16 protein-coding genes are annotated in these 14,417 nt (G+C 68.6%); all 16 read left to right on the plus strand.

What is annotated here, in order from left to right; all coding sequences use genetic code 11:
* The coding region (rho, locus tag G6028_RS08510; protein ID WP_241730640.1) for a transcription termination factor Rho at positions 1 to 1,482 on the plus strand (1,482 nt) is incomplete at its 5' end.
* The gene (gene prfA / locus G6028_RS08515) at positions 1,479 to 2,564 is read left to right on the plus strand and encodes a peptide chain release factor 1 (protein WP_182610722.1); all 1,086 of its coding nucleotides are present in this window, start codon (positions 1,479 to 1,481) and stop codon (positions 2,562 to 2,564) included. The genes rho and prfA, both read left to right, overlap by 4 nt.
* A 3-nt stretch (positions 2,565 to 2,567) precedes the next feature.
* Positions 2,568 to 3,524, plus strand: coding sequence for a peptide chain release factor N(5)-glutamine methyltransferase (gene prmC / locus G6028_RS08520; protein ID WP_338404185.1), 957 nt, complete (start codon positions 2,568 to 2,570; stop codon positions 3,522 to 3,524).
* On the plus strand, positions 3,521 to 4,174 hold the full coding sequence (locus tag G6028_RS08525) for an L-threonylcarbamoyladenylate synthase (protein WP_182644611.1): 654 nt from the start codon (positions 3,521 to 3,523) through the stop codon (positions 4,172 to 4,174). The genes prmC and G6028_RS08525 overlap by 4 nt, the downstream gene beginning before the upstream one ends.
* Positions 4,175 to 4,189: 15 nt before the next feature.
* A complete protein-coding gene (locus G6028_RS08530; protein WP_182658630.1) occupies positions 4,190 to 5,350 on the plus strand; it encodes an undecaprenyl/decaprenyl-phosphate alpha-N-acetylglucosaminyl 1-phosphate transferase in 1,161 nt (386 codons plus the stop codon).
* A gap of 10 nt (positions 5,351 to 5,360) precedes the next feature.
* Positions 5,361 to 5,807, plus strand: a complete 447-nt coding sequence (locus tag G6028_RS08535; RefSeq protein ID WP_179525555.1) for a Cg1360 family ATP-synthase-associated protein — start codon at positions 5,361 to 5,363, stop codon at positions 5,805 to 5,807.
* Positions 5,808 to 6,075: 268 nt separating this feature from the next.
* The gene (gene atpB / locus G6028_RS08540; protein ID WP_241730641.1) at positions 6,076 to 6,801 is read left to right on the plus strand and encodes a F0F1 ATP synthase subunit A; all 726 of its coding nucleotides are present in this window, start codon (positions 6,076 to 6,078) and stop codon (positions 6,799 to 6,801) included.
* A 100-nt stretch (positions 6,802 to 6,901) separates the two neighbouring features.
* Entirely contained in the window at positions 6,902 to 7,141 is a 240-nt protein-coding gene (locus G6028_RS08545; RefSeq protein ID WP_182609679.1) for an ATP synthase F0 subunit C, read from the plus strand.
* A 31-nt stretch (positions 7,142 to 7,172) separates the two neighbouring features.
* The gene (locus G6028_RS08550) at positions 7,173 to 7,748 is read left to right on the plus strand and encodes a F0F1 ATP synthase subunit B (RefSeq protein WP_182609678.1); all 576 of its coding nucleotides are present in this window, start codon (positions 7,173 to 7,175) and stop codon (positions 7,746 to 7,748) included.
* A 14-nt stretch (positions 7,749 to 7,762) separates the two neighbouring features.
* Entirely contained in the window at positions 7,763 to 8,581 is an 819-nt protein-coding gene (locus tag G6028_RS08555; protein WP_182658631.1) for a F0F1 ATP synthase subunit delta, read from the plus strand.
* 104 nt (positions 8,582 to 8,685) lie between these two features.
* Positions 8,686 to 10,326 (plus strand): F0F1 ATP synthase subunit alpha, encoded by a 1,641-nt coding sequence (atpA, locus tag G6028_RS08560; RefSeq protein WP_179525552.1) that lies wholly within the window; start codon positions 8,686 to 8,688, stop codon positions 10,324 to 10,326.
* Between the two features lie 54 nt (positions 10,327 to 10,380).
* Positions 10,381 to 11,367 carry a F0F1 ATP synthase subunit gamma gene (locus G6028_RS08565; RefSeq protein WP_107747341.1) on the plus strand — a complete coding sequence of 329 codons (987 nt, stop codon included), beginning with the start codon at positions 10,381 to 10,383 and terminating at the stop codon, positions 11,365 to 11,367.
* A gap of 3 nt (positions 11,368 to 11,370) precedes the next feature.
* The gene (gene atpD, locus G6028_RS08570) at positions 11,371 to 12,819 is read left to right on the plus strand and encodes a F0F1 ATP synthase subunit beta (RefSeq protein ID WP_107747342.1); all 1,449 of its coding nucleotides are present in this window, start codon (positions 11,371 to 11,373) and stop codon (positions 12,817 to 12,819) included.
* A gap of 9 nt (positions 12,820 to 12,828) precedes the next feature.
* Complete coding sequence (locus tag G6028_RS08575) at positions 12,829 to 13,200, plus strand: F0F1 ATP synthase subunit epsilon (RefSeq protein ID WP_179525551.1); 372 nt, start codon at positions 12,829 to 12,831, stop codon at positions 13,198 to 13,200.
* Between the two features lie 59 nt (positions 13,201 to 13,259).
* Positions 13,260 to 13,709: a DUF2550 family protein gene (locus tag G6028_RS08580; protein WP_182609675.1), complete on the plus strand. Its 450-nt coding sequence runs from the start codon at positions 13,260 to 13,262 to the stop codon at positions 13,707 to 13,709.
* Between the two features lie 71 nt (positions 13,710 to 13,780).
* Positions 13,781 to 14,417: endonuclease NucS (gene nucS / locus G6028_RS08585; RefSeq protein WP_182658632.1), on the plus strand; the 637-nt coding region annotated here is incomplete at its 3' end.

The raw sequence follows: 14,417 nt of genomic DNA on the forward strand, positions 1-14,417 counted from the left end.
CAGGGCCGCGATCAGCCGGGCCAGCAGAACCGCGACCAGCAGGGCGGGCGCGGCCGCGGTCGCGACCAGCAGGGCGGGGACCCGGGGAACCAACGCACCCAGGGCAACCAGGGCAACCAGGGCGGGGACAACGGCCCGCGCGGCGACGGTCAGAACCGTGATGACGACGACGGGAGCGGCCGCGGTCGTCGAAGCCGTCGCCGGCGTGAGCGCAACCGCGGTGGTGGCGGTGGCCGTCCGTCGGAGGGCGAGACCGAGGTGCGGGACGACGACGTCCTCCAGCCGGTCGCCGGGATCCTCGACGTGTTGGACAACTACGCGTTCGTCCGCACCTCCGGTTACCTCGCGGGTTCGAACGACGTCTACGTCTCGATGAACATGATCCGCAAGCACGGCCTGCGTCGTGGCGACGCGATCACCGGCGCGGTCAAGATGCCGCGGGACGGCCAGAGCGACACCCAGAACGACGGGCCCGGCGGCGGGCAGGGTGGCGGTCGTGGCGGCAATCAGGGTGGCAAGAACCGGGCGAAGTTCAACCCGCTGGTCAGGATCGACTCGGTCAACGGAGGGCCCCTCGAGGATGCCCGCAACCGTCCGGAGTTCGGCAAGCTCACGCCGCTCTACCCCAACCAGCGTCTGCGCCTCGAGACCGAGAGGAACATCCTCTCTACCCGCGTGATCGACCTGATCATGCCCATCGGCAAGGGGCAGCGAGCGCTGATCGTCTCCCCGCCCAAGGCGGGCAAGACCACGATCCTGCAGAACATCGCCAACTCGATCGCGGTCAACAACCCCGAATGCCACCTCATGGTCGTGCTCGTCGACGAGCGACCAGAGGAGGTGACCGACATGCAGAGGTCGGTCAAGGGTGAGGTCATCGCCTCGACCTTCGACCGTCCGCCGTCGGATCACACCCAGGTCGCCGAACTCGCGATCGAGCGGGCCAAGCGGCTGGTGGAGATGGGGCAGGACGTCGTGGTCCTCCTCGACTCGATCACCCGGCTGGGCCGCGCCTACAACAACTCGTCGCCCGCGTCGGGGCGCATCCTGTCCGGTGGTGTCGACTCCACGGCGCTCTATCCGCCCAAGCGGTTCCTGGGGGCGGCGCGCAACATCGAGAACGGTGGGTCCCTGACCATCATCTCCACGGCGATGGTCGAGACCGGGTCCGCCGGCGACACGGTGATCTTCGAGGAGTTCAAGGGCACCGGCAACGCCGAGCTCAAACTGGACCGGCGCATCGCCGAGCGGCGCGTGTTCCCGGCGGTCGACGTGGGCCCCTCGGGCACGCGCAAGGAAGAGCTTCTGATGACGCCCGAGGAGGCCGGTGTCATGCACAAGCTGCGGCGCGTGCTGTCGGGCCTCGACTCGCACCAGGCCATCGACCTCCTGATGTCGCAACTGCGCAAGACCAACACCAACTACGAGTTCCTGTTGCAGGTGGCCAAGACGACCCCGACACTGCCGCAGGACGAGGAGTGACAGAGGCCCCGGGACGATCGCCGTCCTCGGTCGACGACGTCCTCTCCGAGTACGGGGGCCTCGAGGCGCAGCTGTCGGACCCGGCGCTCCACGAGGACCCGGTGGCCGCGCGCAGGGTTGGCAAGCGATTCGCCGAGCTGACCCCCGTGGTGCAGTGTTACCGCGCGCTGGAGTCGACCCGGGGCGATCTGTCCGCCGCGCGTGAACTGGCCGGTGACGACTCGTCGTTCGCCGAGGAGGCCGAGCGGTTGGCGACCGAGGCCACGCGCCTGGAGTCGCGCCTGGCCGACCTGTTGGCACCGCGGGACCCCCATGACGCGGACGACGTGCTCATGGAGATCAAGTCCGGCGAGGGAGGGGAGGAGTCGGCCCTGTTCGCGGCGGACCTGGCCCGCATGTACACGCGGTACGCCGAGAAGCACGGGTGGGTCGTCGAGGTCCTCGGGGTGACCGAGTCCGACCTGGGCGGCTACAAGGACGCCTCGTTCTCCATCCGGTCCCGGCACCCCTCCCGCGAGGGCGTGTGGTCGCGACTGAAGTTCGAGGGCGGGGTGCACCGGGTCCAGCGGGTACCGGTCACGGAGTCGCAGGGCCGGGTCCACACGTCGGCCGCCGGCGTGCTGGTGTTCCCGGAGCCCGAGGACGTGGGGCCGGTCGAGATCGACGAGTCGGATCTGCGGATCGACGTCTACCGCTCGTCCGGCAAGGGCGGGCAGGGTGTCAACACCACGGACTCGGCGGTGCGGATCACGCACCTGCCGACCGGAACCGTCGTCACGTGTCAGAACGAACGTAGTCAGCTGCAGAACAAGCAACGAGCACTCGAGGTCCTCGCCGCCCGGCTCCAGGCGGCGGCCGAGGAGGCCGCGAGCGCCGAGGCCTCCGAGGGCAGGTCCACCCAGGTCCGCACCGTCGACCGTTCGGAGCGGATCCGCACATACAACTTCCCGGAGAACCGCATCGCGGATCACCGGGTCGGGTTCAAGGCGCACAATCTCGACGCCGTGCTCGACGGTGACCTCGACGCGGTCCTGGACGCCCTGGCCGCCGAGGACCGTCGTCGACGTATGGAAGACGCGTAGGCCGTGGACCTCCGCCCCGTGCCGGCGACCGGGGTCGTGAGGTCGGCGGCGCGCGCGCTGCAGGCCGCCGGCATCGACTCCGCATTCGTGGAGGCGCAGTTGATCTGCGCACACGTCCTGCGTGTCGAACGCTCCGCGCTCCCACTGGCGGAGGGGGTGGACGCGACCGGGGTCGCCGAGGTCGGACGGATAGTCGCCGCCCGCACCCTCGACCGCACCCCGCTTCAGTACCTGCTGGGCCGGGCCGTGTCGGGGCGACTCGACCTCGCGGTGGGCCCGGGAGTCTTCATCCCCAGGCCGGAGACGGAGCTGCTCGTCGAGGACACGCTGTCCGCGCTGCCCTCTCCGGGCGTCGGACCGGGCCCGGTCGTCGTGGACCTCTGCGCCGGTAGCGGCACACTGGCCCTCGAGATCGCCCACGCCAGGCCCGATGCACGGGTCCACGCCGTCGAACTGCACGAGAGCGCGCTCGGGTGGCTCCGGCGCAACGCCGCCGAGCGGGTCGCGGCGGGGGACACGCCCGTGGTGGTCCACGCGGGTGACGCCACGGACCCCGACGTCCTGGCGGGCCTGTCGGGCAGGGTCGACGCGGTGGTGTCCAACCCGCCGTACATCCCACGGTCCGACGAGCTCCCGGTGGACGTGCTCGGGCACGAGCCGTCGACCGCTCTGTTCGGGGGGGACGACGGCCTCGCCGTCATCACGCCGCTCGTCGGCGTCGCGGCCCGCCTCCTGGTGCCGGGTGGGCACCTGGCGGTGGAGCACGACGACACGACCGGCGCCGAGGTCGCGGCGGTGGTCTGGGCGCAGGGAGGCTTCGGTACCGTGGAACAGCACACCGACCTCGCCGGACGTCCGCGGTTCGTCACCGCGACGAGACTCGACCGTCCAGGCGGCGATCATCACGACGACGACGACGACGAGGTCGACCCGACAGCCCGGAAGGGGATCACCCGGTGACCATCACCTACGACTGCACCGAGGACACCGGTCGGGAGGTCGGCCTCAGTTCTGCGGCCGGCGCACTGCGTGCCGGTCGGCTCGTCGTGACCCCCACGGACACCCTGTACGGCATCGCCGCCGACGCCTTCGACCCGGACGCGGTCACCCTCCTGCTCTCGGCCAAACGTCGCGGCCCGGACATGCCGGTCCCCGTCCTGGTGGGATCCTGGGAGACCATCGACGGCCTGGTCGTGAGCACGCCGGCGACCGCGCGCGACCTCATCCGAGCCTTCTGGCCGGGAGGTCTGAGCCTGATCGTGCACCAGGCGCCGTCACTCAACTGGAACCTCGGGCACACCCAGGGCACCGTGATGCTCCGGATGCCGCTGCACCCCGTCGCGATCGAGCTCCTGCGCGAGGTCGGCCCCCTCGCCGTCTCCAGCGCCAACGTCTCCGGTCAACCCCCGGCCACGACGGTCGCGCAGGCGCGTGACCAACTCGGCGACTCGGTCGCGGTCTACCTGGACGGCGGCCCCTGCGCGGTCGGGGAACCCTCGACGATCGTCGACCTCACCGGACCGGCGCCCCGGATCGTCCGGGAGGGGGCCGTGAGCGCGGAGCGTGTCGGGGAGGTCCTGGGGACCGACCCCGCGGCCCTGCGTGGCTGACCGGGTGGTCTGATCGTGGGAATAGGGGTGCCGTTCCGCGAGCTCCTGCTCATCGCGGTGGCGGCCGGCCTGGTCACCTTCGTCGTCACGGGTCTGGTCAGGGGAGTGGCGCCGGCGATCGGCGGCCTGGCCTATCCCCGCGACAGGGACGTGCACGTGGTGCCGACGCCCCGCCTCGGTGGGGTCGGCATCTTCACCGGGTTGCTGGTCGCGGTCTACCTGGCCGCGCAGCTCCCGGCTCTCAACCGGGCGTTCCCGCCGTTCGCCCCGGACGTGGAGGCGACGATCATCGCGGGCGGGGTGATCGTGTTAGTGGGGATCGTCGACGACATCCTCGGTCTCGGGGCGGTCACCAAACTCGCCGGTCAGGCGGCGGCGGCCGGCGTCCTGGTGGCCATGGGCGTGTCGTGGACGCTGGTGTACATCCCGTTCGGGGACGGCAACATCCTCGTCCTGGACCAACTCCAGGCGGGACTGCTCACCGTGGTGTTCACGCTGACGATCGTCAACGCGATGAACTTCGTCGACGGCCTGGACGGCCTCGCCGCCGGACTCGGCGCCATCGCGGCCCTGGCGATCTGCGTGTTCTCCGTCGGGATCATGCTCGACCAGGGCGGCACCGTCGGGGCGTACCCCCCGGCACTCGTCACCGCGGTCCTGGCCGGGGCGTTGCTGGGTTTCCTGCCCCACAACTTCCAGCCCGCCCGGATCTTCATGGGCGATTCGGGCTCGATGCTGATCGGCCTCGTCCTCGCCGCGGCCTCCACCAGCGCGTCCGGCAAGATCTCGCAGAGCCTGTACGGGCCGCAGGAGATGATCGTCCTGCTCTCGCCGATGATCGTGGTCGCGGCCGCCATGTTCGTGCCGATGCTCGACCTCGTCCTGGCGGTGATCCGCCGGGTCGGCGCCGGGCGCAGTCCGTTCGCCCCCGACAAGATGCACCTGCATCACCGCCTGCTCGACCTCGGTCACTCCCATCGGAGGGTCGCACTGGTCATCTACGCGTGGGTCTCCTTGATCGCGTTCGGGGCGGTCGGGGCGACGATGCTCCCCACGGAGGTGATCGTCCCGCTCGCGGCCGCCGGACTCATCGCGGTCCTCGCCGCCACCCTGGTCCCGCGTCTGAGGAGTTCGAGGAGCGAGCGCGACACGAGCGGCCCGAGGAGCCCCCGCTAGGCTGCTCGCCATGACGGACATCCCCGCGACACCCGCGCAGCCCGCCGAAAGCCCACACACAGCCGGCCTCCGCAAGGCGGTGCGGCTCGGCGCGGTCGCGCTCGTCGTGCTCACCGTGATCAGCGCGGCGGCGTGGACCGCCGTCGACGGAACCCCGGGGTTGTGGGGTGCGCTGATGGGCGCCGCGGTGGGCGGCGCGTTCGTGCTCACCACTGCGATCGTGGTCATCGCGACGGCCCACTCGGCCCCACAGACCACCGCGGCCGTCGTACTGGGAACCTGGCTGGTCAAACTCCTCGCCGCCATGGGGGTCGTGGCAGCGCTCTCCCGGTTCGACTTCTACTCGCGGCCCGCCTTCGCCGTGACGGTCATCGCCGCTCTGATCGTGGTCCTGGCGGGGGAGACGTGGGCGGTCCTCAAGACCCGGGCTCCGTACGTGGAACCCGATGCCGGCTGACGGGTCCCCCTGTGACACCGGCCCGAGACCAGGGTGTTATCCTCATCTGCGGTGAGACGAGCACGTCACCGGGCTGCACCACGGCCCGAGGCGGTCGCGCGGAATCCCAACTCGGCCGCGAACACCGGGCCACTCGTACCGAACGCGCTCGGGCGCACGCCGCCCAACACGACCAGGGGAGAACACACTGAGTACCACGCTTCTGGCCTTCAAGGGCGAGTTTCACCCCCCGAACATTGACTACGAGTTCTTCCCTGCCGATCAGTGGCTGACCGGATTCGCCGGTGACGCGTTCGTGCTGGACCGGCTCATGATCATCCGTCTGCTCATGACCGTGGTCCTCCTGGGCTTCTTCATGCTCGCCATGCGGAACCCCAGGTTGGTCCCCCGCGGGGTCCAGAACTTCGCCGAGATCTGCCTGGACTTCGTCCGGGTCCATATCGCGGAGGAGATCCTGGGGAAGGAGCAGGGACGTCGCTTCCTGCCGATCATCGCGACGATCTTCTTCGCGGTGTTCGCGATGAACCTGCCCACGATCATCCCGGGACTCAACATCTCGCCGAACGCCAGGATCGGCTTCCCGCTGATGCTCGCGCTGCTGGGCTACCTGACCTTCATCTACGCCGGTTCCAAGAGATACGGGTTCGCGAAGTTCATCAAGGCGAGCGTGGTGATCCCGGGGCTTCCTCCGGCTCTGCACATTCTGGTCGTCCCGATCGAACTGGTGTCGACGTTCATCCTCCGCCCGGCCACGCTGACCATCCGTCTCATGGCCAACATGCTGGCGGGCCACCTGATCATCGTTCTGCTGTTCAGCGCCACGAACTTCTTCTTCTGGCAGTTCAACGGCTGGACGCTGCTGGCGGTGGGCACCTCGTTGCTGTCGGTCGCCTTCACGCTGTTCAAGCTGTTGGTGCTGTTCCTCCAGGCGTACATCTTCGCGCTGCTGGTCTCGGTGTACATCGACCTCGCACTCCACGCGGAAAGCCACTAGAACTCGGGCCGAGAGGCCTGGTACGACCACCCGTCAATCCGACAATTCACGTCCGACCGGTGCGGAGAAGCCCGCGCCGGCCATCTGAAAGGGAAACCCCATGGACATCGTCACTCTCGCCCAGGCCACCGAGTCGACCGTGAGGGGCTACGGCGCGATCGGCTACGGCCTCGCCGCCATCGGCCCCGGCATCGGCATCGGCATCCTCGTCGGCAAGACCGTCGAGGGAATGGCACGTCAGCCCGAGATGGCCGGCACCCTCCGTACCACGATGTTCCTCGGCATCGCCTTCACCGAGGCGCTCGCCCTGATCGGTATCGTCGCCGGCTTCCTGTTCTGATCGACGACCACCGACCTCGTAGGGACGCACCATGAACAACGTCATCGCCATCTTGGCGGCCGAGGGTGGAGAATCACTCCCCCTGGAGGACAGCCCCAACCCGCTGATTCCTCCGCTGTATGACATCGTCTGGTCGCTCATCCCGCTCGCCGTCATCCTCTGGCTCTTCTGGAAGTTCATCCTCCCGAAGTTCCAGCAGGTACTCGACGAGCGTTCCGAGCGCATCGAAGGCGGTCTGCGTCGTGCCGAGCAGACCCAGGCCGAGGCGAAGGAGGAGCTGGCCAAGTACAAGGCCCAGCTCGCCGAGGCGCGCAGCGAAGCGGCCAAGATCCGCGACGACGCGCGTGCCCAGGGTCAGCAGATCCTCGCGGACATGAAGTCCGAGGCGCAGGCGGAGAGCGACCGCATCGTCGCCGCGGGCAACCAGCAGCTCGCCGCGCAGCGCCAGCAGATCATCGCGGAGCTCCGCAGTGACCTGGGTCGTCAGTCGGTGGATCTCGCGGAGCGGCTCATGGGTGAGCAGCTGTCGGATCCGGTCCGGCGTTCGGGCACCATCGATCGCTTTCTGGCAGACCTCGACCGGGTCCCCGGCGCGGGCAAGAACTAAGGGAAGTGGAGCCGATGCACGCAGCGAGTCGCGAAGCGCTCGACCAGACCCGGAGCGAACTGGAGCAGACCCTGGCGGCGAACCCGTCCGGGGGAGCGACCGGCGCGAAGGTGGGCCAGGAACTCTTCGAGGTCGTGCGCGTCCTCGAGGACAACCGCGCCCTCCGGGTCTCCGTGGCCGACACCGCGGCCCCTGTGGAGGCCCGACAGGACCTGGTCCGTGGGGTGTTCGGGTGGAAGGTCGACCAGACCACCCTCGATCTGCTCCTCGCTGCGGTGTCCCGGGACTGGTCCACCCCGCGTGAGTTGCGGGAGGGCCTGATCCTGCTCGGCCGGGAGGCACTCCTGCGGTCGGCGGACCAGCAGGGCCAGCTCCAGGCCGTCGAGGACGAGTTGTTCAGGCTCGGCCGCATCGTCGCCGGAGATCCCCAGTTCGAGCAGCTCCTGGCTGACCGGACCGCGGAGGCGGGAGCCAAGCGGGGGCTCCTTGCGGAGGTCCTGTACGGCAAGGTCACCGCGGTGTCGGAGACCCTCGCCTCCCAGGCCGTGGACCGCCCGTCCGGCATGCCCGCGGACGACATCATGGAGATCTCGACCCAGGCCGCGGAGCTGCGCGGTCGCTCCGTGGCGGTGGTGACCAGCGCCGAGCCGTTGACCGAGCAGCAGTCGGATGATCTCAGGGCTCGTCTGGCCACGCTGTACGGCCGGGAGATCGCCATCCACAACGACGTCGACCAGGCACTCCTCGGCGGCGTGGTCGTCCGCGTCGGCGACGAGATCATCGACGGTAGCGTGGCAGGACGGCTCGACGCGATGCGTCGTTCCCTCCGCTGACCGGCCGGTCCGGCACAAGACGAGCTGCGACTCGGCCGTGTTCCAGCGGTGGCGGCTCAGGTAACACCCATAAAGCACATCCCGACTTTGAGAGCAGGAATGACATGGCGGAGTTGACGATCTCCTCCGAAGAGATCCGCAGCGCGATTGCGAATTACACCTCGACCGTTTCGACCGACGCGACGAAGGAGGAGGTCGGCGTCGTCGTCGACACCGGTGACGGCATCGCGCACATCAGCGGACTCCCTTCGGCGATGGCCAACGAGTTGCTGGAATTCCCCGGCGGGATCCTCGGTGTCGCACTGAACCTCGAGGACCGCGAGATCGGTGCGGTCATCCTCGGTAACTTCGACGAGATCGCCCAGGGTCAGGAGGTGCGCCGCACCGGGAACGTCCTCTCCGTCCCCGTCGGCGACGGCTTCCTCGGCCGCGTCGTCAACCCTCTCGGTAAGCCCATCGACGGCCTCGGCGACATCGAGTCGGCCGGCACCCGCGCTCTCGAGCTGCAGGCCCCGTCCGTTCTCGAGCGTCAGCCCGTCGAGGAGCCGATGCAGACCGGCATCAAGGCCATCGACGCCATGACGCCGATCGGCCGCGGCCAGCGACAGCTGATCATCGGTGACCGCAAGACCGGAAAGACCGCGGTCTGCATCGACGCCATCCTCAACCAGAAGGCCAACTGGGAGTCCGGCGACAAGAGCAAGCAGCTCCGGTGCATCTACGTCGCCATCGGCCAGAAGGGTTCCACCATCGCGGGCGTCAAGGCGACGCTCGAGGAGCACGGCGCGATGGAGTACACCACCATCGTGGCGGCCCCGGCCTCCGACTCCGCCGGCTTCAAGTGGCTCGCGCCGTTCACCGGTTCGGCCATCGGTCAGCACTGGATGTACGAGGGCGCCCACGTCCTGGTCGTGTTCGACGACCTGTCCAAGCAGGCCGACGCCTACCGTGCGATCTCGCTGCTGCTGCGCCGCCCGCCGGGTCGCGAGGCCTACCCGGGTGACGTCTTCTACCTTCACTCCCGCCTGCTCGAGCGCTGTGCCAAGCTCTCCGACGAGATGGGCGGCGGCTCCCTGACCGGCCTGCCGATCATCGAGACCAAGGCCAACGACGTCTCGGCGTTCATCCCGACCAACGTCATCTCCATCACCGACGGCCAGGTCTTCCTCGAGTCCGACCTGTTCAACCGCGGTGTGCGCCCGGCGGTCAACGTCGGTATCTCCGTCTCGCGAGTCGGCGGCGCCGCCCAGACCAAGGGCATGAAGAAGGTCTCCGGTTCGCTGCGTCTCGATCTGGCCGCGTACCGCGACCTCGAGTCCTTCGCGACCTTCGCCTCCGACCTGGACGCGGCGTCCAAGGCCCAGCTCGAGCGCGGGCAGCGTCTGGTGGAGATCCTCAAGCAGGACCAGAACTCGCCGGTCGCCGTGGAGGACCAGATCGTCTCGATCTACCTCGCCGGCGAGGGCTTCTACGACACCGTGCCCGTCGAGGACGTCCGTCGGTTCGAGGGCGAGCTGCTCGAGAGCCTGCGGCACTCCGCTGCCGACGTCTACAGCCAGATCGACGGCGGGGCGGCGCTCTCCGACGAGTCCAAGGCGACGCTCGAGGCCAAGACCAACGAGTTCAAGGAGGGCTTCGTCGCCTCCGACGGTTCGCGGGTGGTCAACGAGCCCGAGGCCGAGGCGCTCTCGGAGGACGAGATCGACCGTGAGACGCTGACGGTCACCAAGAAGAAGAAGGCCTGAGGCCTGCGATGACAGCCATCCGATTCAAGGCCGAGAGGAGAGTGATCTGACGCAATGGCGAATATGCGTGAACTGCGCGACCGGATCAAGTCGGTCAACTCGACCAAGAAGATCACCAAGGCCCAGGAGCTGATCGCCACCTCGCAGATCTCCAAGGCCCAGGCGAGGGTCGCGGCGGCCCAGCCGTTCGCCGATCAGATCACCGCCATCCTGACCGACCTCGCCAGTGCGTCGTCGGTCCAGCACCGGATGCTCAACGAGCCGGAGGACGCCAGGCGTTCCGCCGTGCTCGTGGTGACCTCGGACCGCGGGATGTGTGGTGGCTACAACCACAACGTCCTCAAGGAGGCCGCCGAGCTCATCGCGTTCCTCGAGGACGCCGGCCGCGAGGTCGACATCTACGTGCTGGGCAACAAGGGCATCGTGTACTACACGTTCCGCGAGGTGGAACTCGCCGGTTCGTGGCAGGGACACTCCCAGAAGCCCGACTACCAGGAGGCCCGTCCGGCCTTCCAGCTCCTGTCCGCCGCCTTCGCGGCCGGCGGCGAGGAGACGTTCGACGCGACGGAGTTCCTCGGGAGCGACTACCCCGGGGACACCACCCGCAAGGGCGTCGACGAGGTCCACATCGTCTACACCCAGTTCAAGTCGATGCTCACGCAGACCCCGCGTGCGCGGCGACTGGCGCCGATCGAGACCCGCGTCGAGATCGAGGAGCTGGATCTGGGCGAGGACTACATGGATTCGCCGGAGACGGAGTTCAAGCCGGAGGTCACCTTCGAGCCCGACGCGGACACTCTGCTCGACAACCTCCTCCCGAGGTACATGTCGACGAGGGCGTTCGCGTCACTGCTCGAGTCGGCGGCATCGGAGTCTGCGGCTCGCCGCACGGCAATGAAGTCGGCGACGGACAACGCGACCGAACTGGTGGAAGGCCTGAGCCGCGAGGCCAACCAGGCCCGCCAGGCACAGATCACCCAGGAAATCAGCGAGATTGTCGGTGGCGCTGGTGCGCTCGCCGCTAGCGCAGGAAGTGACTAAGCAATGACCACAGCTGTTACCGATCAGAGCACGACGGGCACGGCCGGTCTCACCGGTCGGGTCGCCCGCGTCCTGGGTGCGGTCGTCGACGTGGAATTCCCGCGTGGCGCCCTCCCGGCCCTCTTCAACGCACTCACCACCGAGATCACCCTCGAGGCCGTCGCCAAGACGGTCACCTTCGAGGTCGCCCAGCACCTCGGCGACAACATGGTGCGCTGCATCTCCATGCAGTCCACCGACGGACTCGTCCGCGGCGCGGAGGTCGTCGACTCGGGCAAGCCGATCTCGGTGCCCGTCGGCGACGTCGTCAAGGGCCACGTCTTCAACGCCCTCGGCGACTGCCTCGACGCCCCCGGCACCGGCCGGGACGGCGAGCAGTGGGGTATCCATCGCGAGCCGCCCGCCTTCGACCAGCTCGAGGGCAAGACCGAGATCCTCGAGACCGGTGTGAAGGTCATCGACCTCCTCACCCCGTATGTCAAGGGTGGCAAGATCGGCCTCTTCGGTGGTGCCGGTGTCGGCAAGACCGTGCTGATCCAGGAGATGATCACCCGTATCGCCCGCGAGTTCTCCGGTACGTCGGTGTTCGCCGGCGTCGGCGAGCGCACCCGTGAGGGCACGGACCTGTTCCTCGAGATGGAGGAGATGGGCGTCCTCCAGGACACCGCCCTGGTGTTCGGCCAGATGGACGAGCCGCCGGGGACGCGTATGCGCGTCGCGCTCTCGGCTCTGACCATGGCCGAGTACTTCCGTGACGTGCAGGGCCAGGACGTCCTGCTGTTCGTGGACAACATCTTCCGCTTCACGCAGGCGGGTTCCGAGGTCTCGACCCTTCTCGGTCGCATGCCGTCCGCCGTCGGTTACCAGCCGACCCTCGCGGACGAGATGGGCATGCTGCAGGAGCGGATCACCTCGACGCGGGGTCGATCCATCACCTCGCTCCAGGCGATCTACGTCCCCGCCGACGACTACACCGACCCGGCGCCGGCCACCACGTTCGCGCACCTCGACGCCACCACGGAGCTGTCCCGCTCGATCGCGTCGAAGGGCATCTACCCCGCGGTGGACCCGCTCACCTCGACCTCCCGGATTCTCGAGCCGGGCATCGTCGGGGAGGAGCACTACCGGGTGGCGCAGCAGGTCATCCAGATCCTGCAGAAGTACAAGGAGCTGCAGGACATCATCGCCATCCTCGGTATGGACGAGCTCTCCGAGGAGGACAAGGTCACGGTTCAGCGTGCCCGTCGCCTCGAGCGCTTCCTCGGCCAGAACTTCCTGGTCGCCGAGAAGTTCACCGGCCAGGTCGGCTCGGTCGTCCCGCTGTCGGACACCATCGAGGCCTTCGACAAGCTGTGCAAGGGCGAGCTGGACCACCTCCCGGAGCAGGCGTTCAACGGTATCGGCGGTCTGGACGACGTCGAGGCGGCCGCCAAGAAGCTCTCGGGGAAGTGACCGCTGACCATGGCTGACATCGAGGTCGAGTTCGTCACGGTCGAGCGTCGTTTCTGGTCCGGTACCGCCACCATGGTGGTCGCCAAGACCACCGAGGGCGAGATCGGAATCCAGTCCGGGCACGAGCCGCTGCTCGGCGAGCTGGACGCCGGTGGCACCGTGACGGTCTACACGGACGAGGGCAAGAAGGTCGCCGCGGTGCAGGGCGGGTTCCTCTCCGTGACGGCGAACAAGGTCAGCATCCTCGGCGAGACCGCGGAGTGGTCGGAGTCCATCGACCGCGGCGAGGCCGAGCGCGCGCTGTCCGAGGCAGGCGACGACCAGGCGGCTGCCGCAGCCGCACGCGGTCGGCTCCGCGCGGTCGAGAAGGCCGGCGCCTAGCAGTACGGCACGGTCCGCCCGTGACCTGACGGCCGCGGCCACCGGAAGGGGTTGAGCAGATGGCGATCACCGGGATCATTCTCGGTGTCGTCGTGCTGCTCGTCCTCGCCCCGGTGGTCGCGGCCGTCGTCTATCGATTGGTGGTCGTCCGCAGGGACTCCACCTCGGTCCTGGTCAAACGGGACGGGGGAGACGCGTGGCGTCACGGAGCCGTCCGCTACTCCGACACCGACCTGGCGTTCTACCGGTTGTTGAGCGTGAGGTTCGGGGCTGACGTCCGTCTCGACCGCAGAAGCCTCGAGTTGGGTCCCCGTCGTCAGCCGACGGGGCACGAACTCGACGTCGCCGAGTCGGGGGAGCTCATCGTGTCCTTCTCCGGCCACGATCGCAGGGGTGGGATCAGGGAGGGCGAGATCTGCGTGGGGCCCGCCGAGCTGACCGCACTGCTGGCGTGGGTGGAGGCCTGCTCGACCGATCAGGTCCGCTCTCCGGCCCGCCGTCGGCGCTGACTGCGTCGACTGCGCCGACTGCCCGCAGGGATCTGAGGACCGTCCGGCACATCCCGATTCCAGGAGGAACCGTGCGTCTCGTCGTCGCCACCTGTCAGGTCGACTACGTCGGCCGACTGACGGCCCACCTGCCCATGGCGCCCAGACTGTTGCTCGTCAAGGCGGACGGGTCCGTCAGCGTGCACGCCGACGACCGGGCGTACAAGCCGCTCAACTGGATGACGCCTCCCTGTTCGTTGGTCGAGCGGGAGCATCCGGATGACCCCGCGCACCTTCTCTGGGTGGTCGAGAACAAGGCCGGCGAACAACTCCGTATCACGCTCTCCGAGGTCCACCACGACTCCCGCCACGAGCTCGGTGTGGACCCCGGGCTGGTGAAGGACGGTGTCGAGGCTCATCTCCAGGAGTTGCTGGCCGAACACATCGAGACCCTGGGGCCGGGATACAGCCTGATCCGCCGCGAGTACATGACCGCGATCGGTCCGGTCGACATCCTGGGGCGGGACGCCGACGGCGTCACCGTGGCGGTCGAGATCAAGCGTCGAGGCGAGATCGACGGCGTGGAGCAACTCACGCGGTATCTGGAACTGCTCAATCGCGACCCGCTGTTGTCTCCGGTCAGCGGGGTGTTCGCCGCCCAGGTGATCAAGCCGCAGGCCCGGACCCTCGCCGAGGACCGCGGCATCCGGTGCGTGACCCTCGACTACG

The sequence above is a fragment of the Dietzia cercidiphylli genome, from assembly GCF_014145145.1.
In the GTDB taxonomy this organism is placed as follows: Bacteria; Actinomycetota; Actinomycetes; order Mycobacteriales; family Mycobacteriaceae; genus Dietzia; species Dietzia natronolimnaea.